General features: G+C 39.4%; 20 protein-coding genes. 15 read left to right on the top strand and 5 right to left on the bottom strand.

What is annotated here, in order from left to right; all coding sequences use genetic code 11:
• Positions 1–7 precede the first annotated feature (7 nt).
• The 3 genes from VCHSUH04_RS01050 (at position 8) to VCHSUH04_RS01040 (ending at position 3,485) form a co-directional block, all read left to right on the top strand.
• Positions 8–805, top strand: coding sequence for an ABC transporter ATP-binding protein (locus tag VCHSUH04_RS01050; RefSeq protein ID WP_105084963.1), 798 nt, complete (start codon positions 8–10; stop codon positions 803–805).
• Positions 798–1,613, top strand: coding sequence for an ABC transporter ATP-binding protein (locus VCHSUH04_RS01045; RefSeq protein ID WP_105084962.1), 816 nt, complete (start codon positions 798–800; stop codon positions 1,611–1,613). Before VCHSUH04_RS01050 ends, VCHSUH04_RS01045 begins: the two co-directional genes overlap by 8 nt.
• A gap of 318 nt (positions 1,614–1,931) precedes the next feature.
• Positions 1,932–3,485 (top strand): ABC transporter substrate-binding protein, encoded by a 1,554-nt coding sequence (locus VCHSUH04_RS01040; RefSeq protein WP_105084961.1) that lies wholly within the window; start codon positions 1,932–1,934, stop codon positions 3,483–3,485.
• Between the two features lie 106 nt (positions 3,486–3,591).
• Here VCHSUH04_RS01040 and VCHSUH04_RS01035 read toward each other — a convergent pair whose 3' ends face one another.
• Positions 3,592–4,527 carry a DUF3829 domain-containing protein gene (locus VCHSUH04_RS01035; protein ID WP_105084960.1) on the bottom strand — a complete coding sequence of 312 codons (936 nt, stop codon included), beginning with the start codon at positions 4,525–4,527 and terminating at the stop codon, positions 3,592–3,594.
• A gap of 315 nt (positions 4,528–4,842) precedes the next feature.
• Here VCHSUH04_RS01035 and VCHSUH04_RS01030 point away from each other — a divergent pair, with 315 nt between their 5' ends.
• The 7 genes from VCHSUH04_RS01030 to VCHSUH04_RS01000 all read left to right on the top strand — a co-directional run bounded on the left by VCHSUH04_RS01030 (position 4,843) and on the right by VCHSUH04_RS01000 (position 12,040).
• Entirely contained in the window at positions 4,843–7,746 is a 2,904-nt protein-coding gene (locus VCHSUH04_RS01030) for a DUF3427 domain-containing protein (RefSeq protein ID WP_105084959.1), read from the top strand.
• A 6-nt stretch (positions 7,747–7,752) separates the two neighbouring features.
• Positions 7,753–8,157, top strand: coding sequence for a (deoxy)nucleoside triphosphate pyrophosphohydrolase (locus VCHSUH04_RS01025; RefSeq protein ID WP_105084958.1), 405 nt, complete (start codon positions 7,753–7,755; stop codon positions 8,155–8,157).
• 208 nt (positions 8,158–8,365) lie between these two features.
• Positions 8,366–9,184, top strand: coding sequence for a sulfurtransferase (locus VCHSUH04_RS01020; protein ID WP_105084957.1), 819 nt, complete (start codon positions 8,366–8,368; stop codon positions 9,182–9,184).
• Between the two features lie 13 nt (positions 9,185–9,197).
• Positions 9,198–9,422, top strand: a complete 225-nt coding sequence (locus tag VCHSUH04_RS01015; RefSeq protein ID WP_024064459.1) for a hypothetical protein — start codon at positions 9,198–9,200, stop codon at positions 9,420–9,422.
• 149 nt (positions 9,423–9,571) lie between these two features.
• Positions 9,572–10,327: an exodeoxyribonuclease III gene (locus VCHSUH04_RS01010; RefSeq protein ID WP_105084956.1), complete on the top strand. Its 756-nt coding sequence runs from the start codon at positions 9,572–9,574 to the stop codon at positions 10,325–10,327.
• A gap of 70 nt (positions 10,328–10,397) precedes the next feature.
• Positions 10,398–11,087, top strand: coding sequence for a 7-cyano-7-deazaguanine synthase QueC (gene queC, locus VCHSUH04_RS01005; protein ID WP_105084955.1), 690 nt, complete (start codon positions 10,398–10,400; stop codon positions 11,085–11,087).
• A gap of 461 nt (positions 11,088–11,548) precedes the next feature.
• Positions 11,549–12,040: a QueT transporter family protein gene (locus VCHSUH04_RS01000; RefSeq protein WP_105084954.1), complete on the top strand. Its 492-nt coding sequence runs from the start codon at positions 11,549–11,551 to the stop codon at positions 12,038–12,040.
• A gap of 81 nt (positions 12,041–12,121) precedes the next feature.
• Here the strand turns inward: VCHSUH04_RS01000 and VCHSUH04_RS00995 are convergent, their stop codons facing one another.
• From VCHSUH04_RS00995 to ispE, 4 genes are all read right to left on the bottom strand, one after another.
• A complete protein-coding gene (locus VCHSUH04_RS00995) occupies positions 12,122–13,378 on the bottom strand; it encodes a Glu/Leu/Phe/Val dehydrogenase (protein ID WP_105084953.1) in 1,257 nt (418 codons plus the stop codon).
• A 274-nt stretch (positions 13,379–13,652) separates the two neighbouring features.
• Positions 13,653–15,113, bottom strand: a complete 1,461-nt coding sequence (locus VCHSUH04_RS00990; RefSeq protein ID WP_105084952.1) for a sodium:alanine symporter family protein — start codon at positions 15,111–15,113, stop codon at positions 13,653–13,655.
• A gap of 159 nt (positions 15,114–15,272) precedes the next feature.
• Positions 15,273–15,965, bottom strand: coding sequence for a GntR family transcriptional regulator (locus VCHSUH04_RS00985; protein WP_105084951.1), 693 nt, complete (start codon positions 15,963–15,965; stop codon positions 15,273–15,275).
• Entirely contained in the window at positions 15,962–16,858 is an 897-nt protein-coding gene (gene ispE / locus VCHSUH04_RS00980; RefSeq protein ID WP_105084950.1) for a 4-(cytidine 5'-diphospho)-2-C-methyl-D-erythritol kinase, read from the bottom strand. Before ispE ends, VCHSUH04_RS00985 begins: the two co-directional genes overlap by 4 nt.
• 205 nt (positions 16,859–17,063) lie before the next feature.
• On the opposite strand from ispE, the gene VCHSUH04_RS00975 reads away from it, so the two are divergent.
• The 5 genes from VCHSUH04_RS00975 to VCHSUH04_RS00955 all read left to right on the top strand — a co-directional run bounded on the left by VCHSUH04_RS00975 (position 17,064) and on the right by VCHSUH04_RS00955 (position 22,557).
• The gene (locus VCHSUH04_RS00975; RefSeq protein ID WP_105084949.1) at positions 17,064–17,948 is read left to right on the top strand and encodes a YitT family protein; all 885 of its coding nucleotides are present in this window, start codon (positions 17,064–17,066) and stop codon (positions 17,946–17,948) included.
• A 9-nt stretch (positions 17,949–17,957) separates the two neighbouring features.
• Complete coding sequence (locus VCHSUH04_RS00970) at positions 17,958–19,595, top strand: phosphoglucomutase (RefSeq protein WP_105084948.1); 1,638 nt, start codon at positions 17,958–17,960, stop codon at positions 19,593–19,595.
• Positions 19,596–19,729: 134 nt separating this feature from the next.
• Complete coding sequence (locus tag VCHSUH04_RS00965) at positions 19,730–20,005, top strand: ACT domain-containing protein (RefSeq protein WP_024065891.1); 276 nt, start codon at positions 19,730–19,732, stop codon at positions 20,003–20,005.
• Between the two features lie 8 nt (positions 20,006–20,013).
• The gene (locus tag VCHSUH04_RS00960) at positions 20,014–21,372 is read left to right on the top strand and encodes a PFL family protein (RefSeq protein WP_024065892.1); all 1,359 of its coding nucleotides are present in this window, start codon (positions 20,014–20,016) and stop codon (positions 21,370–21,372) included.
• 33 nt (positions 21,373–21,405) lie between these two features.
• A complete protein-coding gene (locus VCHSUH04_RS00955; protein ID WP_024065893.1) occupies positions 21,406–22,557 on the top strand; it encodes a glycosyltransferase family 4 protein in 1,152 nt (383 codons plus the stop codon).
• The last annotated feature ends 43 nt before the right edge of the window (positions 22,558–22,600 follow it).

The raw sequence follows: 22,600 nt of genomic DNA, 5'->3' as shown, positions 1-22,600 counted from the left end.
AGCTATAATGGCAGAAAACATACTAACTGTAGAGAACCTTAACATCGCGTACCAAGGTGTGCCTGCTGTTATGGATGTAAACTTTACCTTGGAACGCGGTAAGGTATTGACCATTGTAGGGGAATCTGGATCCGGTAAAACTACCGTGATCCGTGCCCTCATGGGTTTGTTGCCTATAGGTGGTGAGGTCACAGATGGTACTATGATCTTTAATGGTCAAGATCTTCGCACCCTATCTAAGTCAGAATGGAGAGCCATACGTGGTAAAGATATGGCCATGATTTTCCAAGATAGTGGTAGTGCTTTAGACCCAATAGTTCGCATTGGTAAACAGTTTAGAGAATTATTTAAATCTCATGTGGAAATTACCAATGATGAATGTGATCGACGAGCAATTGAGTTATTAGAATCTGTTTCTCTTCCTAATGGGGCAGATATATTACGTCGTTATCCTCACGAATTATCTGGTGGTCAACGCCAACGTGTGGGCATTGCTATGGCATTAGCGATGGATCCTGCGTTATTAATTGGTGATGAACCTACATCTGCTTTAGATGTAACAACACAATCACAAGTTGTTATGCAAATGCTAGAACTTGCTAAAGAGCATAATTCTGCTATCGTAATGGTTACGCATAACCTTGGTGTAGCGGCCTATATGTCCGACTATATTATCGTTATGAAAAAAGGTCGTGTCGTAGATGCTGGTACGCCTCAAGACATTTTGGAAAATCCATCTAATGAATATACGAAACAATTAAAAGATGCGGTACCAACATTGGGAGGAGGTCGTTACATTGACTAACTACGCTGTAGAATTAAAAAATGTATGTAAACGATTCCCACTTCCTACTGGTGGTGAGCTCGAAGCATGTAAGGATATCAATATTACCTTAGAAAAAGGCGAGTCCCTTGGGATTGTAGGTGAGTCTGGCTCTGGTAAAACGACTTTGGTTCGTATGATCATGAAGATGCTGCCTATTACAGAAGGCGAGATTTATGTAGATGGTGTAGAGATTCAACATATGAACTCTGAGCAAACAAAAGAATACCGCAAGAAAATTCAAATGGTATTTCAAGATCCATCTGCAGCGTTTAATCCGCGGATGAAGGTAAAGGATATTATTCTTGAGCCACTATACAACTTTGGCCTTCTTAAAAAGGGAACGGAAGAACAAATTGCTGGTGATTATCTTGAAATGGTAGATTTACCTCGCGAGTTTATGCATCGCTATCCTCATGAAATGTCTGGTGGTCAACGTCAACGTGTTGCCATTGCTCGTGCTATCGTATTAGAGCCTGAAATTCTCGTATTAGACGAGGCTACTAGTGCTCTAGACGTATCCGTACAAGACTCCATTGCCTATTTATTGGCGCGTTTACAAAAAAAGAAAAATTTAACATACCTATTTATCGCTCATGATATTGCGTTCATTCGTACTATGTGCCACAAGGTGGTCGTAATGCACAAAGGCGCTATTGTTGAAGAACTAGATGCATTTCACTTAGCTGATGCGAAGCATCCTTATACAAAAGTTCTATTGAGCTCCATCTTTGAAATTGGCCAAGATCATAAGCCACTTACTTTAGAAGAAGCAGCTGTAGAAGCATAGGACTTTGACACAACGTATCCGACTTCTCATTGTAGCGATCGCCTAGTGTATTCGACTAGAGGATTCGCCTACTAATATGGATAAAATACAATAGGTACATATATAATAGCAGTTAGCTTTAGAGCTAACTGCTATTTTTGTATGTTACGTATCTATACAGATTTTCTTATATATATAATTATATCGAAAATTTTCTTAGAAATGATTGTGTTAACACTAACTATATAGTATAGTTGACTAAGCAACATACCCCCATGGGTATAATTGAAATATGCTCATATGAAGTGATATAGATATAGAGAAAGGTTAGGTGTGTGAATGAAAGGATTACGTAAGGTGTTACTGATTAGCATGATGCTGGGTGTTACGGTCCTTGGTACTGTAGGCTGCATAAATCAATCCTCTGATTCATCTAATGATGTATTAAAGGTAGGAGCTATTAGCTTTGCGGGTACATTAGAACCAACAGAAAACTATTTTAGCTGGGCTGTTGTACGGTACGGTGTTGGCGAAACACTCACCAAGTTTGATGATCACATGAATGCTAAACCATGGTTAGCATCATCTTGGAAACAAAGTGATGACAAGCTGACCTGGACTTTTACCATTAACGATAAGGTTAAGTTCTCTAATGGTAATCCTCTTACAGCAGAGGCCGTAAAAGCATCCTTGGAAAGGACTTTTACAAAAAGTAAACGAGCAAAGACGTTCTTTAATTACACAGAAATGATGGCTAATGGTCAAGAACTTACAATCAAGACAGATAAGCCTTATTATAATTTGCCAAATTTGTTGGGAGATCCATTGTTCCTTATTATGGATGTGACTGCAGAAGCAAATGGTCGTGATATAGCAAAGGAAGGTCCTATTGGGACTGGGCCTTATGTAGTGACATCATTTACAAAAGAGCGTGCTGAGCTAGCACGGAATGATAACTACTGGGATGGCAAGCCAGGCTTCGGTAAGGTTGAAATTCCATCTATTAACGATGCCAATACACGAGCTATGGCATTGCAAGCGGGTGATGTAGATATGGCTGTTAGCATTGGACCTGGCGAATATGGTATCTTCCAAAACGATAAGAAATTTACTATTTATGAAGAATCATCCTTACGTGATGTATTCGTTCGGATGAGCCAAAAAGGCAAGCTTAAGAGTGCTAATCTTCGAGCGGCCCTCATTGCCGGAGCAGACCGTGAGTCTTATGCAAAGAACCTTATGAAGGATACCTTTGTTGCCGGTAAGGCTCCATTGCCACCATCCATTGATTATGGATTCAATCAATTGCGGGACCCTAATACATATAATATTGAACGTGCTAAAGAATTACTTAAACGTGAAGGTTATATTGATACAAATGGAGATGGCATTGTAGATAAAGATGGTGAAAACCTAGTACTTGATTTCTATGCCTATACATCTCGCCCTGAATTGCCATTATATGCAGAGGCATTACAAGCGGACTATAAGAAAATTGGTGTAGATTTACAAATTAAAATCGTAGACTATGCTGTGATCGATACATTGGCGCAATCTGGAGATTACGATATGCTCATCTCTAGTGTAGTTACTGCTAATACTGGCCAACCTGTATGGTTCTTGAAACAATACTGGGGGACAGGTAGTGATGCAAACGGCTCTGGATTCTCTAATCCACGTTTCGATGAATTGTTAGCTCTTGGTGAAAGTGCTAACGATCCACTGGTGCGTCGTAATGCGGTGATTAATGCACAACAATTGATGCTAGATGATTCGATAGCACTCTTCCTTGGATATCCTAAGATTAATATTGTAGGGAATAATAATATCGATGGTATTAAGATATCTCCATCTGAATACTATATCATTACGAAAGACTTAAAACGGAAATAATTTTATTATATAAACCTATAGTAATGAAACTTGTTAATATAATTTAAAGTAATTGTAGACATATCAAAAGAGGACTAGCCATGGCTAGTCCTCTTTGTGTAGTTAGTTATTTTTTCTTTTGCTCTGTTGCATCAAGTTCTGCCATATTTACGACATTTGCTTTACCAACCATTTTGTTATATTTTATAAAAAGTTGTGTATATGCTTCGCCGTAGGAAGAATTGATGATGATATAGTTGCGAGCCTCTGCGACAAATTCTTTTACGGAATCTTGATACTCGCGAACCGCATTTTGTGTTTCTGATGTTGTACCAGGTTGTAATTTGTTGATGCGTTGCGTGATTTGTTGCAAGTTTGCTTCAACCTTTTGGGTATCCGTATTTCCATCTGGATCGATAAGGTCGATTGTTTGAGCAGTCATGAGATTTAACTCGATGAAGTTAACTGCATTTTCACGTTTTTCACCTTGATATTCAGTCATGCGTTCTGTATAGAGCTCATTATTACGATTATCTAAGGCTAAATCTAAAGCGTTGTATGTAGCGTAGAATTGTTCAGCTAGAGGTACATACTGTGCCGCTAACTCATCGCTACCTTTGAAATTATCTTTTTCAAAACGACGTTCTACATAGTAGGCTTGCAATTGATCCGCAACAGGAATCAATTGATCTAGCACTGCTAACACATCATTAGTTGATTGATTTACATCTTCGTATGGAGTAGGGCTATCTTGCTTTGCAGCCTCTAATGCTGTTTTAAGATCTTTGTATTTAGGTAATGTAATCGTCGTGTTATGGGACCCATTACGTAACTCTTCAAGCGTTGGTTGTAATTGATTTGCATAGGCTACACTGTACGCGTTATATGAGTCTAATGCGACGATATAAGGTCGGATAGCGTTGATCTTGTCGTCAACGGTTGATCGATATAAAATTGTCGTTGTATTGGATGACAAGAGTGTATACACCCCGTAGATCCCACCACCGATAATAGCGATGCCAAGTATAACGGCTGCTATTAACTTGATGTACCCCTTTTTCAACTGCGCACGCTCCTTGAAAACACACTAACTCTTTTTGGATCCGTTTGGGCGGACTACGCCCCTAAGAGTCATTAGTTATATTATATCATAAACTTAGGTCCCAAAAAAGACGTATAGAGCGGAGAATCATAAGGAATAGATGAAATTATGTTATGTGAACATGTATTAATATTTGTAATTAGTGATTTGTAGAGGGATAGCCTTAAAAGGCTTTCACATAAATAAGCTATTCTGCATAAAAATATATTTCTCTAGACGCTGCAGCTGCGGCTGGTATAATAGCAAGTATAGTATTCATAATATGGGGAGTTTTTTATGTCAGAATCGAATCGTTTGCTCAACTTTGCTACATCTTCAGAACTCATAGCAAATGGGGAAGGGCGCAATGTGCTATCTGCTATAGAAGATGGCTTGCGTAATTGTGATGAGTTTTTAATATCTGTAGCATTTATAACACCAGAAGGATTACTAACATTAAAGCCAATACTTAAAGAGTTAGAAAATCGAGGTGTACATGGTCGCATATTAACAACAGATTATCTTGGTTTTAATAGTCCACAAGTTCTAGAAGATTTAGGTAATCTAAAGAATATTGATTTGAAGGTATATTGTACTACTCAAGGTAGTGGACATGGTTTTCACACAAAGGGATATATTTTTAGGAAAGATGAATCCTATCAAATTATAATAGGTAGTTCTAATTTAACTATTAATGCGCTAAAGAGCAATAGAGAGTGGAATACCCGTTCTGAAGTACATGGTAGCGATACTTATGCTCGAGAGATTAATGAGGAATTTGATCTGTATTGGAATTCAAAATTTGCCATTCCTTATGAAGAGTTTATACCTTGGTATAAGCCTAGATGGGTTCGTCCAGAGCGTTTTTCACAAAGGTCTGTAGCGGAACAATTTAAGAAGGTAGATTTACCGGCCTTAGAACCTAATATGATGCAACAGCAGTTTATTGCCAACTTTAATGAATTAAGAGCGAATCATGCTAAACGAGGACTTCTAATTTCTGCTACGGGGACGGGGAAAACCTATGCAGCGGCTTTTGCGATGCGCGAAATGAATCCGAAAAGAATATTATTTATAGTGCATCGAGAACAAATAGCAAAACAAGCAATGGCAAGTTTTTCACGGGTTTATAATGATCCATTTATAACGTTTGGGTTAGTATCTGGTAATGTTAAAAAATATGATGCTACCCATGTATTTTCTACAATGCAAATGATGGGGCGTTATGATGTAATGAAACAATACGATCCAAAAACTTTTGATTGTATTATTATTGACGAAGTACATCGTGCAGGCTCTGAAAGTTATCAACGTATTATCGACTATTTTAAACCACAGTTTCTATTAGGTATGACTGCAAGTCCGGAGCGGACTGATGGTTATGATTTATATGAGCTATTTGATCATAATATTATTTATGAAATTCGATTACAACAGGCTCTAGAGGAAGATTTATTGTGTCCATTCCACTATTTTGGTATTAGTGACTTATGGGTTGATACAGACGAACCGATTGGTGATATGGAGGTTACTTTTTCTAATTTATCAACAAAGGAGCGTGTAGATAAAATTATTGAAAAGATTCGCTACTTTGGACATAGTGGTAGTCGAGTAAAAGGCCTGGTATTCTGCAGTAATCGCGTTGAAGCAAAGGCTTTATCTGACGCTTTTAATGAGCGGGGGATTTATCGCACGGTAAGCTTGACGGGTGAGGATAGCCAAGAAATTAGAGAGAAAACGATCGCCCGATTAACAGGAACTGGGGAGTATCAAGGTAGACTTGATGAGCAGTTAGATTATATCTTTACTGTAGATATATTTAATGAAGGCGTTGATATACCTGAAATCAATCAAGTTATTATGTTACGTCAAACTGAAAGCCCAATAATTTTTATTCAACAGTTAGGGCGTGGACTTCGTAAGTTTGAAGATAAGGAATATGTAGTTATCCTTGATTTTATTGGGAACTATACAAATAACTTTATGATTCCCTTGGCACTATCTGGTGATAGAAGTTATAACAAAGATACATTGCGTCGATATGTACAAGCAGGTAATCGTATTATCCCTGGTAGCTCAACAGTACATTTTGATAAAATTGCGAAACAACGTATTTACGAATCTATTGATACAGCAAAGTTTTCTGATATGAAATTAATAAAAGAAGCCTATTTTAATTTGCGCTTTAAATTAGGTCGTATTCCTAGAATTTCTGATTTTGCAGAACATGGCTCTATTGATGTAAGTCGGATTTTTTATAAATTTAAGTCTTATCATAATTTCTTGATAAAAATTAAAGATAAAGACTATGATGTATCATTTACACCTATTCAGGAACGAATGTTACATTTTATATCTCAAAAACTAACAACAGGAATACGTGTACGAGAGCTATTAGTATTACAAGCATTATTAGAAGAAAAGCAGGATGTTATTACATATGTATCTAATGAGCTTTTAAATACATATAATGTAGAATTATCTGAGCATGGGCGAATTAATCTCATTAATGTTATGACAAATCAATTCGGTGTGAAAGCGGCACAAAAAACATTTGAAGATAGTGTATTTATTGAATTATCTAATGGTCGTTATGGAATATCTCAAGCATTTAAAGATGCATTAGAAAATAGTAATTTTAAAGAGCAAGTGCAAGAACTTGTCGCCTATGGTTTGAAACAGTTTGATGATAAATATAAAGGTAAGATTTATCCGAATACTCCTTTTGCTTTATATGAAAAGTATACCTATGAACAAGTGTGCCAATTATTAGAATGGCCTCAAAATGAAGTGCCATTGAATATTGGGGGATATAAATTCCATAAGGAAACAAAGACATATCCTGTATTCATCAATTATCATAAAGCAGATGATATTCAAGATACTATTAAGTATGAAGATAGATTTGAAAATCCAGGATTATTGAAAGCTATTTCTAAAAATAAACGATCATTTTCTTCTGATGATGTGCAGACTGCATTTAATGCTGATGCCTTAGGTGTTTCTATGCACTTATTTATGAGAAAGAATAAGGATGATGAAGAGTCTAAAGAGTTTTACTATTTGGGTCCTATTCATTCTACAGGGCGAGAACGAGCTAAAGAAATCTTTATGGCAAATGGTACTATGGCAGTAGAGCTAGAGTATCAACTTGAAGTGCCTGTACGGGATGATATTTATGATTATATTATTAATGGGTAAGGATATATGAGTGAAGAACGAAAACATATTGAAGTTGTAGCAGCAATTATCAAAAAAGATAATACTATATTAGCTACTCAACGTGGTTATGGTGATCTAAAAGATGGTTGGGAGTTTCCAGGTGGTAAGGTTGAGCCTGGCGAAGCTCACGAGGTAGCACTCAAAAGAGAAATACATGAAGAACTAGAAGCCGAGATTACCGTTCTGGAACATATTATTACTATTGAATATACAGGATATGAGAAGTTTGATTTAACAATGCATTGCTATTTATGTTCTTTAGTAAATGACTCTGATATTACTCTATTAGAACACGAAGCGGCAAAATGGCTTTCAAAAGAGAATTTATACTCAGTAGATTGGTTACCTGCTGATATTGATGCAGTAGATGCGATCTCTAAACGTTTATAACATAATATATAAAGGTATGCTTATTATGATATATAAGTGTACCTTTTATTTTAATGGATAGCCTATTTGTAATGTACAAGAATTATTAGTGCATATATAAGTATTGTTTAAATTATATTTTGATATTCATTGTCCATACTTTCATATCGTTATATAATAATATTATCAAATTTGTATTTTTCGATATAATAAAAAGAAAGGAGTACTTATGTCAAATTTTATCACTCCTAAAGAATTATTAGCTTGTCTCGACGAGGTCATTATTTTAGATGCTCGAGGCTATCAAGATTATAAACAAGGTCATATTAAGGGGGCTTTTCCTGTAGATTTAGATAAGGATTTAACAGGTCCTGTAGGTGAGCATGGCGGTCGTCATCCATTGCCGGATATGGAGCAGTTGGCTCATACTTTTGAGTCTTACGGGATCACTCGCGATTCCAAGGTTGTTGTATATGACTCTTGGCTTTTCTTGGCGGGACGTTTATGGTGGACTTTGCGCTATATGGGGTTATCTGATGTGCGCGTATTGTCGGGCGGTATTGAACGTTGGGTTAAAGAAGGTCATGTTCTTACTAAAGATCCTACTCCGTTGCCTACAGAACCAACAGTTTTTAATTATGAATTGCAAACTCACATGGTTATGAGTCGTGATGAGGTTCTCAAGGCTAGTGAAAGCGGGGATCATGTTATCATTGATGCTCGTGCGCCGTTCCGCTACGATGGGTCTCAAGTAGATACGATGGATGGCATGACTGGTCACATTCCTGGTGCTGTTAATCATTTTTATGAAAGTGGTTATACCGTAGATGGGCCTAAGTCTGTAAAAGATTTAGAAGCCGAGTACTATAATGAAATCTACCAAAATAGACCTGTTGTGACTTACTGTGGCTCAGGGGTAACCGCTTGTAATGCGCTGTTAACTATGAGCGAAGTAGGGCTTGAATCGGCTTTATATGTTGGGAGCTCTAGTGACTGGGTAACCTATGACGGTTTCCCACTTAAGACTGGTGTAGAAACATTACGATAATACAGGAGGGCAAATGAAAATATTAAAACATCTACTAACCCTTGTTGCGTTTGGTTATTTGTGTTATCACATCTATACCTTCGGGCCCGGCATGTTTAATGTTACGGTGTTGGTAATTCTTGTTTTATCTTCCATAGCTAATTATTTCCGTGAAAAACGTGAAAGTGATCTTAAAGCAAACGAAAACGCTCGAAAGGCTCGTGCGGAAGCAAGACATGCAAAGAAACACAAACAATAGTAATGTACAACTTTCTGGCTGAACTGTATAACATACTATAATTACTAGTATAAATAAGAATATTTTTGAAATATAAGGAAAATGTTGAAATAGAGGCTTTCACAAACTATATTAGTATGTAAAAGCACTATTAGAATAAGGAGTAAGCATTGAAATTAATTTCTTGGAATGTAAACGGCCTTCGTGCGGCTGTAACAAAAGGATTTATGGAATCCTTTAACGAGCTAGATGCGGATATTTTCTGTTTACAAGAAACAAAATTGCAACCTGATCAAATTTCTTTGGAATTGCCAGGCTATGAGCAATACTGGAATAGCGCTGTGAAAAAAGGCTATAGTGGTACGGCTGTATTCACGCGTATTAAACCGTTGTCCGTAACTAACGGTATTGGCATTGAAGAACACGATCAAGAGGGCCGTGTTATTACTGCTGAATATGACAATTTCTATTTAGTATGCTGCTATACGCCAAATAGCCAACGTGAATTGGCTCGTCTTGAGTACCGTATGACTTGGGAAGATGCATTCCGTAACTATTTGCTTGAATTAGATAAGAAAAAACCAGTTATTCTCTGTGGTGACCTTAACGTAGCCCATCAAGAAATAGACCTTAAAAATCCTAAGACAAACCGTAAAAATGCGGGCTTCTCCGACGAAGAACGTGCAAAAATGACAGAACTGTTAGGTGCTGGTTTCACTGATACATTCCGTCACCTATATCCAGATGCTATTGAAGAATACAGCTGGTGGTCTTATATGGGCAAGGCTCGTGAACGAAATACGGGATGGAGAATTGACTATTTCATCACCTCTAAACGTCTTGACGACAAAATTCAAGAAGCTAAAATTCACCAACAAATCTTTGGCTCCGATCACTGTCCAGTAGAATTGGTAATTGATCTATAAAATTTTAGTGAATGTAAAAGCACAGCCTCATCCACGGATGGGGCTGTTGTAATAGGTGAAAGGAGACCTTATGGCTCAAAAACAAAAGGCTGTTGTCTTATTCAGCGGTGGGGTAGATAGTACTACATGTTTAGCGCTAGCTATTGAAAGATTTGGCAAAGACAATGTAGTGCCTTTATCCATTCAATATGGTCAAAAACATAGTAAAGAACTAGAGGCTGCTGCATCTATTCTCGCTTATTATGGAATTGAAGGTAAAACGATGGATGTTACTAAATTGTTTGCCTTCAGCAATTGCTCTTTATTGACCCAATCCACAGAGGAAATACCTCAAGGTTCATACAAGGAACAACAAGAGGTAGAAGGAGAAGGCACAGTTAGTACCTATGTACCATTTAGAAATGGTCTATTCCTATCTGCGGCAGCATCTTTAGCACTCTCTCTGGAATGCGGCTATATCTACTACGGTGCCCATAGCGATGATGCGGCGGGCAACGCATACCCAGACTGTACAGAACACTTCTATAAATCCATGGGTGACGCCATCTTCGAAGGATCCGGTAAAGAATGTTCATTAGAAGCTCCATTCATTAACCATAATAAAGCAGACGTCGTAAAAGAAGGCCTACGACTTGGCGTTCCATACCACCTAACATGGTCTTGCTACGAAGGCGGCGACAAACCATGCGGACACTGCGGTACCTGCATCGACAGACAAGCCGCCTTTCACGCCAATGGCATCGAAGACCCTGCCCTATAATACCCGTAAACTGGCTTAGATTAGTAGCTGCCTTTTAGGCAGCTACTTTGCCATATATTCTAAAATATAAGATAGCATATTTGAGAACAGGCGGACTTTCGAGTCACTAATATTAGCTTATTTGTTGATTACCTAAATTCGCAGTGGCAGGAGATACCTTTTCAAAGAGCGACTTTGGCAGGTCGAGGCCCTAGGCCGATGACCGTATAGCCAGTGGAGCGATGAGGAAAGGTATCTCCTACCACCCCGTCCTTGCCAATATTACACCGATAGTAGTTACTGTAATAGGCCGCTTTCAACGTTCCTCGACTTGAAAATATTGAAAATATATGATATTATAAGCGCACAACTAAATAAGACAGTTTGAAACCATCCTGTCTCTAAACAAAACTACGGAAATTCATAAGCATTTATAGCATGGTAGTTTTGCCATGCTTTTTTTATTTGAGGAGGTGAGTGTTATGATTACTACACGTAAATTGACTATTTCTGCCATGGTTGTGGCATTGTACATCGTTGTACTATATTTAACGCAAAGCATTTCTTTCGGAGCGTACCAAATTCGTATAGCAACATCATTATATGCACTTGCTTATGCCTTTCCGTTTTTGGTAATTCCTATGGGGATTGGCAACCTCATTTCTAACTTCCTATTCGGTGGTCTTGGTATCCTCGATATGATGGGAGGCTTTGGCGTTGGTATTTTAACAACAGGTATAATCGTAGGTATGCGTAAGCTTGGCCTTAGTGCTTGGTGGGCGATTCTACCAATTATCTTTGTTCCAGCATTATGTGTACCGTTATGGCTCAGCCCATTACTTGGCCTTCCATACTGGCCATTGGTATTGAACCTCATCGTAGGTCAAACAATTCCAGCAGTGCTTGGCTCTGTTTTGGTGAAAGCATTGATCAGCCGTCCTAGCATGGCTGCTTTATTAGGTGTTTTCAAATAAAAAAGTACATAGGTAAAAAGGCGTAAGCTCGATGTGAGCTTACGCCTTTTTTATGGCTAAATGTTATGGAGGTTGAAAGTATTAGCAGTTGTAGCCGCGCCATTTAGTTTCTACTACGAGACGTTCAAGGGCAACCATGTACGCTGCTTGACGAGGAGGTACATTGTATTTATGTTGCATTTCCCAAACTGCTTCAAAGCTATTTTGCATATTTTTAGTTAAGCGTTCATTAACTTCTTCTTCAGTCCAGTAGAAGCTAGCTTTGTTTTGGACCCATTCATAGTAGGATACAACTACGCCGCCGCCGTTAGCAAGAACGTCAGGGATGATGTCGATACCTTTTTCATAGAAGTATTTATCTGCATCATTAGTGGTAGGGCCATTAGCACCTTCCAAGATGATTTTAGCTTGGATGTTTTCCATGTTATCTTTGTTCAATTGGTTTTCAAGAGCTGCCATGTACAATACATCAACTGGTTGAGCCAATAAATCTTGAGCGCCAATTGTAGTCATACCTGGTTCGCTGTAACCTTCAAGGGAACGACCATGGGAGTTAGCATATTCGTATGCTTTTTCCACATCAATACCGTTAGGGTTGTAGATGTTAACACTTACGTCGCCGATAGCAACAACTTTAGCGCCTGCTTGAGCCATAAGGCGAGCACCTACGGAGCCTACGTTACCGAAGCCTTGAACTGCTACAGTAAGGTTTTTGATGTCTAAGTTTTTCTTAGCTAAGTAACTTTGTAAAGCGATGAGACAGCCGCGACCAGTTGCTTCGTTACGACCTAAGGAGCCGCCTACTTCGATAGGTTTACCAGTAACGATACCAGGGCTCCATTCGCCTTTTAATGTGCTGTATTCGTCAGCAATCCAGCTCATGATTTGCGCATTAGTATTTACGTCTGGTGCAGGAACGTCAGTATTAACGCCAATGATTGGAGCAATACGACGTACAAAGTTACGAGTTAAGCGTTCTAATTCGCGAGGATTCAAAGTTTTAGGATCAACTTTGATACCGCCTTTACCGCCACCGTAAGGAATGTTAGCGATAGCGTTTTTGATAGTCATCCAAGCTGCCAGTGCACGAACTTCGTTTTCATCGGAGTCCGGATGGAAGCGAAGACCGCCTTTAGCACTGCCACGTAATGTGGAGTGTTGACAACGATAGCCTTCGTATACGCGAACTTCACCATTGTCTAGTTGAAGAGGTACTGCTACCTTTAATTCGCGTTCTGGATGACGCAATACTTCGTATTCGCTACGAGTATAGCCAAGTTTTTCTGCGGCTACGTCTAATGTGTTTAACATGTTTTCATATGGGTTATATGTGCTCATAATTACCTCCTGAATATCAGAGTACATAAAATGTTGTTAGTTTTACACATATTGTATTCGACGTTGTATACAGAATACCCTCTATGATTTTACAACTATATTCTATAGTTTTTAATGCTTGAAAAGTGTATAGAATATAGATGTTTACTGTGATAATAGTCACTCCTGGAGTTAGAGGTAAATTGTAGTTTTTACAGTATAAATGGATACTTTTACAAAAAATAAAAAGAGACCGATGAAAGATACTTTCACCGATCTCATAAGAGAATATATTTTATTTTTCCATTGTATCTTCCACTGGAGTAGGAGGTACAGAAGAGTCTGTAGTTTGACCGTCACCCCACCATACGATACCGTATGTATGATTAAGAACAGAACGGTTAAATACAGGTGTTTCGATGCCTGCCTTGCGTTGTTTGATATAGTCATCAAGAGCAAGACCTGCAGTACGTCCCATACGTACGATGGAACTAATATTAGTTAATACTAAGAAGGCCATGAATAAATCGGCTAAATTCCATACTAGATCAAGAGAGGCAATGGAGCCTACAAATGTCATGATGATTACACCGATACGGAATAAATGAAGATAGAATCTCTTTTCTGTTAAGTGGCTAATATTAATTTCACCATAGTAATAGTTACCGATTAAGGAACTGAAGGAGAACATTACGATAAAGATTGCTACCGCTGTTGGAGCCCAAGAACCAAGTTGTTGTTCTAGATTATGTTGTACTAGCGCAACACCAGTTAAACCTGTTGTGCTATAGTCGCCAACCATGAGTACAATGAATGCTGAAGCTGTACAAATGATGAAAGTATCAAGGAATACACCAAATGCTTGTACAAGACCTTGTTCAACAGGATGGTTAACAGCCGCAGTAGCCGCTGCATTAGGCACAGAACCTTCACCGGCTTCGTTGGAGAATAGACCACGTTTAATACCATTCATTACAGTGGCACCTAATAAGCCACCACCTGCTGCTACTGGTTCAAAGGCTGAGCTAATAATAGTATAAATAACATGTGGGAATTGGGTGATGTTCATGATGACTACGAATAATGCAGTAGCAATATATAGTACAGCCATGATAGGAACGATGATTTCAGATGCTTTTGCAACGCGATGAATACCACCAAAAATAATGAGGCCAAGAAGTATTGCTACAACGGCACCGGTGTAGGATACATCAAAGTTAAATACTTGAAGAGAGGCAGCTAATGTGTTCGCTTGTACTGAGTTATAAATCCAACCGTATGTAATACTGATTAGAATAGCAAATAAAACAGATAATGCTTTGTTGTTTAAACCATAGCGAATGTAGTATGCTGGGCCGCCGTAAAAGCCACCTTTAGCAACAGGTTCTTTGTAGATTTGTGCCAATGTAGATTCGATGAAACCTGTAGCAGCACCAATAAGAGCGATAACCCACATCCAGAAAATAGCACCAGGACCACCAAGTACAACGGCAATGGCGATACCGGCGATATTACCAACACCTACACGAGATGCGGTGCTAACACAGAACGCTTGGAATGAGGATACATGATTTTTTTCTGTAGAACTACCTGCACCATTGACTACGAGACGAATCATTTCTTTAATCATACGAATTTGTACAAAATTCGTTGTCATAGTAAAGAAAAGACCTGCGCCGATGAGGATAAAGATGATGAAATAACTCCATAAATAGCCATTAATGGTAGAAATAGCATCATTGAGCATTGCTTCCATAAAAACGCTCCTTTCTTATAAAAAGAATTCATATAATTATTAATGATATTGTATCAATTTCTATAGACTCTGTAAAACAAAAATCCCTCACAAGCGTGAAGGATTTTATTAATAATTTATAATTGTATAGCCACCAAGATGAGCAACTAGAATGTTTCTTTAAGATTTAGTGAAATCCTGAGATTCCTCCATACCTTGTAGTAAGGTTTGTTCAGAATGTTCCATATGAATTCTAGCGAGTTTTCGAGCTTGTGTAGCGTTATGTGAAGCGATGGCCTCTACTAATTGGCGATGTTCTTCCCATGTCTTTCTTAGTCGGCCCGGTTGATTCATAGAGAAGCTACGGAATCGATAGGTTTGCTCCCGCAAGTTGTGTACAATATCTGCTAAACGTTCGTTACGAGATGCACGATATAGTACTTCATGGAATTCCACGTCCGCTGCTACGACGGACTCCATATCTTTGTTTTCCATATGGTCGCCGATCTCTACGAGCATTCGTTCTAGTGTTTCGATTTCCTCTTCCGTAATGCGTTCAGCAGCAAGGCCTGCTGCGAGTTCTTCCAGAGCAGATCGAATTTCGAATACTTGAGTAATATCCTTTAACGATATATTGGCTACATATGTACCACGGCGAGGAACCATGACAACAAAGCCTTCTAGCTCGAGCTTACGAATGGCTTCGCGAATTGGTGTACGACTTACGCCCAGTTCTTCAGCTAGAGGAATTTCCATAAGGCGTTCGCCCGGTTTTAACACGCCGTCTTGAATGGCTTGACGTAATGTTTCACTAACGACTTCGCGTAGAGGTTTATACGCATCTAAGCGTATAGGTTGCAATCGTTTTGTCATGGTAAGTCCTCCTGTGTACATGTTTTTGTAATGAGCGATAGCCAATCATGGCCGGCTGCTTTGATTTCTTCTTGCAGTTGTAATGCTTCCATTGGTTTATCCAGCAATACCACCATTGTAGGGCCACTACCAGTCATAATCGTTGGATACCCACGACTAGTGAAGAATTCTTTACAAATGACAAGTTCCTCATGGTCAGGGAAGAGTAGTTCTTCAAATGTATTAGCACTAGTAAGGAATGCTGATTTTAAGTCATTGTTTTCTAGGTGTTGTTGGACTGTATCGATAGTTTGTTTTGTTGCTACGGACTTATTCGTGAAGCGACCATAAGCAGCGGCAGTTGATACAGAAACCTTTGGCTTTACTAGCAATAACCAATGTGGATCTGGAGATTTTCCGTACGTTAATATTTCACCACGCCCCGTGCCACGTGCTGTACCACCTTGCAATAGGAATGGCACATCGGATCCAAGAGTAGCACCGATTTGTAAAAGTTCCTCTTGGGTGAGTTGTAAGTCCCAGAATCGATTGAGACCTACTAACATAGCTGCCGCATCAGCACTACCACCGCCAAGACCGGCTTGAATAGGTACCCGTTTTAATAGGTGAATGGCTGCTCCCGCTTTGCAGCCGGTATATTCTTGGACTGCCCGTAATGCTTTGAGGGCAAGATTTTCTTCACCGTAAGTAACTAATTTTTGCATATACTCAGGTAATTCTGGAGCACCACCGGAGAAAACTACGGAATGATGCTTCGCAAAATAAATGGAGTCGCTAAGGCGAATGGATTGGAAGATAGAGTCGATATCGTGATATCCGTCTTCACGCTTGCCCGTAATAGCAAGTCCAATATTGATTTTACTGCAACCGAGTTGCTCAAAACTTTTACTCATGATAGCCTCGTTTGTAACATACAGAATATATGCAATTTATATGTTTATTTTATACTCTTATAAAGTGATTGAAAATAACCATTAAGTGGTTTATGATGAATTTGTATACGCATATTGTTTTATTACTAAATATATTGTAAATAGCGTATGTTTTAGTTAGTTCATTATAGAATATTTATAGTGAAATGGCAATTTGGAGGAAGCTATGTTCGCTAAGTATAAAAGTGTTATCTATGAAAGCCTTATGGTCATTCTTGGATGTGCCATATTTGGTGCCGGCCTTGATGCCTTTGTATTGCCACACAAATTGGTGAGTACTGGTATTAGTGGGGTAGGCTTGATTTTGTATTATGTAACGGGCTTATCCGTTGGTTCTTGGAATATGATTTTAAATATTCCTATATTCTGGGCTGCTTGGAAATGGCTAGGCACCCGTGTTGTTATCAAAACCTTGTATGGCACATTGATGCTGTCTTGGATGGTTGATGTATTTAACTTCTTGCAATATGACATGATTATTAAGGATCCTTTGTTGAGTTCCATGATGGCTGGTATTACTACTGGTGTAGGCCTTGGTATTGTGTACCGCGTAGGCGGTAACACAGGTGGGCTTGATCCTATTGCACTCATTGTACGTAAATATTATGGACTTCAAATGGGGTCCATTAATAGTGCCATAAACTGTGCTATCCTTGTTGCCGCAATTGGTGTTGTTGGCCTTGAAGCCGTAGCGGTCACACTTATTAGTGTCTATGTATATACCATCATTACGAATAAGGTGGTTATCGGGTTTAATCAACGAAAGGTAGCTTTCATCATTACCTATCGTACCGATGAGGTCTGCGATTGCATCATCAAAAAGGTTGGCCGTGGAGCCACTATTATTAATGGTGTAGGTGCCTATACACGGACGCCGAAGCAAATCGTTATGGTAGCCGTTAATCTCTTGCAAGTAAATAAATTAAAAGAGGTTATTCAAGAGGCGGATCCAAATGTATTTATCTTGATAACCGATGCACAAGAGGTTATTGGGCAAGGCTTTACACAGCCTATTATACCGACTGAAGTATGTGAACAGTTGAAAGATTAGGAGGTTCCTATGGCTCATAAATTAGCAGGTATGCCTGTACAAGAACAAGATATTATTGATGTGCAAACATTGGTGGATGCATATTTTGATAATGCACCGGATGTAACGGATCCGACACAACTCGTATCCTTTGGTACATCTGGTCATCGTGGTACCTCTTTAAATGGTACCTTTACAGATTTACATGTAGCAGCTATTACGCAGGCTATCTGTGATGGTCGTGGACAATTTGGTGCGACAGGTCCCATTTTTGTGGGCCAAGATACACATGCTTTATCTCAGCCTGCATTAGTAACAGTGCTTGAGGTCCTTGCCGGTAATGGCGTGGTTGCAATGGTTGATGCGGATATGGACTTTGTGCCTACACCGTCAGTGTCTCGTGCTATCATTCGGTATAATGAAAGTCATTTTGATAAGGCGGATGGTATCGTTATTACACCATCCCATAACCCGCCAGATAATGGGGGTATTAAGTATAATGCTACCAATGGTGGCCCTGCGGATACGTTGATAACGAAATGGATTGAAACCCGTGCCAATGAGTACGTTCGTGCTTATTGTGAATTAGAAGGGTTCAAACGTATTAGTGTTGATAATATTGAACCAGATCAACAAGTTCCGTATGACTACAAGGGGTTATATATTGAAGAGTTGTCTTCCATCATCAATATGGAAGCTATTCAAAGTGCTAAGCCTAAGGTTCTTGTCAATGCATTAGGTGGTAGTGGTCTCGGTTATTGGCGGGCCATTAAAGAACGATATAATCTCAATATGGATATCATCAATGATGAGTACGATCCAACCTTTAGCTTTATGACTTATGACCATGATGGTAAGGTGCGTATGGATTGTTCCTCTGAATATGCGATGGCGGATGTAATTAAACAAATTGGCAATTATGATCTTGCTGTTGGCAATGATCCTGATTATGATCGCTATGGTATTGTTACTACAGAGGGTCTTGTTTCTCCAAATGCGTTCCTTACGGTTGCTGCAGATTATTTGTTTACAACCCGTGGTTGGACTGATAAAGGGGTAGGGAAAACAGTAGTTTGTACTACGATGATTGATAAATGGGCGGCCCTTAAAGAGATACCTGTTTATGAGGTTCCAGTAGGTTTTAAATATTTTAGCTCCTTATTATTTGATGGTGAGATTGGTATCGGTGGGGAAGAATCTGCTGGTGCATCGTTCCTCAAAAAGGATGGTACCGTATGGACTACTGATAAAGACGGCATGGTAATGGCTTTATTGGCGATGGAAATGTATGCCGTAATGGGAGCTACTGTTGATAGACTGTATAACAACATTGTTGAAGGTTGTGGAGATCCTCGCTTTGGTCGTATTGATGCGGCGTGTACAAAGGCGGCAAAGGCTAAGTTGAAGCAGTTGAATGCAAGCTCCATTACCGCTACTGAGGTAGACGGAGATCCTATTACTAATATACGTACTACTTCCTTGTATAAGGATATGCCAATCGATGGTGTTCGTGTAGAAACTGAAACAGGTTGGTTTGTAGCACGTCCGTCTGGCACGGAAGATTTGTATAAAATCTATGGTGAAAGCTATAAAGGGGATAAAGGTTTAGTGGCGTTATTAACAGCAGGAGAGGCTATTGTAACGGCTGCATTATCCGACGAAGTATAAAATACTGTTTTCGGGTGAAAACTCATGAAGATTTCACCGTAGAAAAGTAATAAATATGATATAATATATTAATATAGTTTATTGAATACCCTATAGGGGCTAAATAGTTTGTAGTGCTCAGAAAAGGTGATGTTATGAAATTAGTTGTTACCGTTGTCGGCGTTGACCGCGTTGGTATCATTGCTGGGGTTAGTACAGTACTTGCTAATCACGGTGTAAATATTATGTCTATAAATCAAACCATTCTTGACGGCGTTTTCAATATGATTATGATGTGTGAAACAAAGTCTGAAGATATAAAAGATTTGACCTCCATTCAAGAGGCTTTAACTACACTTGGTAAAGAACTTGGTGTTGAAATCCGTGCACAACATGCTGATATTTTCTTAAGCATGCACCGTGTAGGATAGGAGGCACTATGTTATCTATCGACAATATTTTAGAAACGAATCAGATGATTCATGACAACAAGCTTGATGTTCGTACTATTACGATGGGCATTAGCTTGCTAGAATGCGCATCTAGTTCTGGTAAAGAACTATGTGATCGCATTTATGATCGCATTACAAAAGAAGCTGAGCATCTTGTGTCTACTGGTGAGGATATTGAGCGTGAGTTTGGTATTCCTATCATTAATAAACGCATCTCTGTAACTCCTATCTCTCTTGTTGCAGGTGGTAGTGATTTAACATCCTATGTACCAATTGCAGAAGCGATGGACCGTGCTGCTAAAACAGTAGGTGTTAACTTTATCGGTGGTTACTCCGCTCTTGTAACAAAAGGTGCTACACGAGCTGATCGCATCTTGATTGATTCTATCCCAGAAGCATTGGCAACTACAGATATCGTATGTAGCTCTGTAGGTGTTGGTTCTACTAAAACCGGTATCAACATGGACGCAGTTCGCGACATGGGGATTATCGTTAAGAAAACGGCAGAACTTACAAAGGATAATGATGCTCTTGGTTGTGCTAAGCTCGTTATTTTCTGTAATCCTGTAGAGGATAATCCATTCATGGCAGGCGCATTCTTTGGCGTCACTGAAGGTGATAGTGCTATTTCTGTAGGCGTATCTGGCCCAGGCGTTGTAAAACACGCACTTGAGTCTGTGCGTGGTCAGTCCTTTGATGTTGTAGCAGAAACGATTAAACGCACTGCTTTTAAAATTACTCGTGTAGGCCAATTAGTAGCACAAGAGGCATCTCGTCGTCTTGGTAAACCATTCGGCATTATCGATTTGTCCTTGGCGCCAACACCAGCGGTAGGCGATTCTGTTGCTCACGTTCTCGAAGAAATGGGCTTATCATCTTGTGGTTGTCATGGTACGACTGCAGCACTTGCATTACTTAATGATGCGGTGAAAAAAGGTGGTCTTATGGCATCCTCTCACGTAGGCGGCCTCAGTGGTGCTTTTATTCCAGTATCTGAAGATGCGGGTATGATTGATGCCGTATCTTGTGGTAGTTTATCCCTCGATAAATTAGAGGCTATGACATGCGTATGTTCTGTTGGCCTTGACATGATTGCTATTCCTGGAGACACAACAGCGGATACAATTTCTGCAATTATTGCTGATGAATCTGCTATTGGTATGATTAATAATAAGACAACTGCGGTTCGTGTAATTCCTGTACCTGGCAAAACCGTAGGTGAGGTTGTTGAATTTGGTGGCCTTTTAGGTTACGCTCCAATTATTGAAGTGAGTCCATATAGTGCAGCTGAGTTCATCGCCCGTGGTGGTCGTATTCCAGCACCTATTCGTAGCTTAACTAATTAATTGTGTTTATAACCCAGTTGTTGGAGGTGTCTTATGAGTGATTATGTGCTCGATTATGTGTGGGCCTTTGCTCTGGCGCTCATCATAACCTTTGCACTAACCCCTTTGGTAAAACGCTTTGCCGTTGCTGTAGGGGCAATAGATAAACCTGATGCCCGCAAGGTGCATCATGGTGCTATTCCACGACTTGGTGGGTTAGCAATCTTTCTCGGTTATGTAGGATCGGTCCTCTTTAATGGCTCTATCCCACATGACCATAAACTATTTGGCTTTGTACTTGGTACAGTTATTCTTGTGCTCGTTGGCATTTGGGATGATATTAAACAGATTGAGCCAAAGACTAAGTTAATGGGCCAAATCATAGCAGCTGCAATTTTGGTGGCTTATGATATTCGGGTGGACTTTATCAACCTTCCTTGGGGTGGTGTAGTGTACCTTAAATATTGGGCTGCTCCATTGACTATTTTCTGGATCGTAGGATTTACGAATATCGTAAATCTTATCGATGGCCTTGATGGCTTGGCCGCAGGGATTTCCTTTATTGCTTGTATTGCAGTTTGCGCTATGACATTACAACTTGGCCAAACTGACTTAGCATGTATATCTCTTGCACTGGCAGGTGCAACAGTAGGGTTCTTGCGGTATAACTTTAACCCAGCGAAAATTTTCATGGGTGATACGGGTTCTATGCTCCTCGGTTATACATTGGCTGCTATTTCTGTAATGGGTGCTGTTAAAACAGCGGCTACTATTGCATTAGTAGTTCCTGCAATAGTACTTGGCTTACCAATTCTGGATACATTATTTGCTATCGTACGCCGTAAAATTAGCGGTCGTCCAATTTTTAAGCCTGATAAAGGCCATGTGCATCATCGTTTGTTAGCTCAAGGTTTATCTCAAAAACAAGCGGTGCTAATGATGTATGCCGTAACAGCTTTGTTTGGTGGCGTGTCCGTCATCGTAGCAGAGGTCAATGCTTGGATTGGTATTGCATTGGTACTCGTTATCTTCTTAGGCAGTATTTTTGTGGCTCGTCGCCTTGGTGTTATTACCCATAGTGATGCGGCTGGACATCCATTACCACGTCCTACAATTGAACGCAGCGATTCAGATGAAACTATTTCCTTTGATCGTGAAGAATTGGCAAAAGCTTTAGAGGAATCTGACGATTCCCATAAGAAATAACCATATGTGGGGCGCATAGCGCCCCATTTTTTCTATCCTACTA

Source organism: Veillonella sp. T14073-2, assembly GCF_002959875.1.
GTDB lineage: Bacteria > Bacillota > Negativicutes > Veillonellales > Veillonellaceae > Veillonella > Veillonella infantium.
Note: the sequence above shows the minus strand (reverse complement) of the source record. Positions and strands in the feature narration are given on the sequence as shown.

Bases quoted from the DNA above. Each gene is read 5' to 3' on its own strand.
- VCHSUH04_RS01050 (WP_105084963.1), top strand. From the start codon at position 8: ATGGCAGAAAACATACTAACTGTAGAGAACCTTAACATCGCGTACCAA.
- VCHSUH04_RS01040 (WP_105084961.1), top strand. From the start codon at position 1,932: ATGAAAGGATTACGTAAGGTGTTACTGATTAGCATGATGCTGGGTGTT.
- VCHSUH04_RS01030 (WP_105084959.1), top strand. From the start codon at position 4,843: ATGTCAGAATCGAATCGTTTGCTCAACTTTGCTACATCTTCAGAACTC.
- VCHSUH04_RS01025 (WP_105084958.1), top strand. From the start codon at position 7,753: ATGAGTGAAGAACGAAAACATATTGAAGTTGTAGCAGCAATTATCAAA.
- VCHSUH04_RS01020 (WP_105084957.1), top strand. From the start codon at position 8,366: ATGTCAAATTTTATCACTCCTAAAGAATTATTAGCTTGTCTCGACGAG.
- VCHSUH04_RS01015 (WP_024064459.1), top strand. From the start codon at position 9,198: ATGAAAATATTAAAACATCTACTAACCCTTGTTGCGTTTGGTTATTTG.
- queC (WP_105084955.1), top strand. From the start codon at position 10,398: ATGGCTCAAAAACAAAAGGCTGTTGTCTTATTCAGCGGTGGGGTAGAT.
- VCHSUH04_RS01000 (WP_105084954.1), top strand. From the start codon at position 11,549: ATGATTACTACACGTAAATTGACTATTTCTGCCATGGTTGTGGCATTG.
- VCHSUH04_RS00995 (WP_105084953.1), bottom strand. From the start codon at position 13,378: ATGAGCACATATAACCCATATGAAAACATGTTAAACACATTAGACGTA.
- VCHSUH04_RS00990 (WP_105084952.1), bottom strand. From the start codon at position 15,113: ATGGAAGCAATGCTCAATGATGCTATTTCTACCATTAATGGCTATTTA.
- VCHSUH04_RS00985 (WP_105084951.1), bottom strand. From the start codon at position 15,965: ATGACAAAACGATTGCAACCTATACGCTTAGATGCGTATAAACCTCTA.
- ispE (WP_105084950.1), bottom strand. From the start codon at position 16,858: ATGAGTAAAAGTTTTGAGCAACTCGGTTGCAGTAAAATCAATATTGGA.
- VCHSUH04_RS00975 (WP_105084949.1), top strand. From the start codon at position 17,064: ATGTTCGCTAAGTATAAAAGTGTTATCTATGAAAGCCTTATGGTCATT.
- VCHSUH04_RS00970 (WP_105084948.1), top strand. From the start codon at position 17,958: ATGGCTCATAAATTAGCAGGTATGCCTGTACAAGAACAAGATATTATT.
- VCHSUH04_RS00965 (WP_024065891.1), top strand. From the start codon at position 19,730: ATGAAATTAGTTGTTACCGTTGTCGGCGTTGACCGCGTTGGTATCATT.
- VCHSUH04_RS00960 (WP_024065892.1), top strand. From the start codon at position 20,014: ATGTTATCTATCGACAATATTTTAGAAACGAATCAGATGATTCATGAC.
- VCHSUH04_RS00955 (WP_024065893.1), top strand. From the start codon at position 21,406: ATGAGTGATTATGTGCTCGATTATGTGTGGGCCTTTGCTCTGGCGCTC.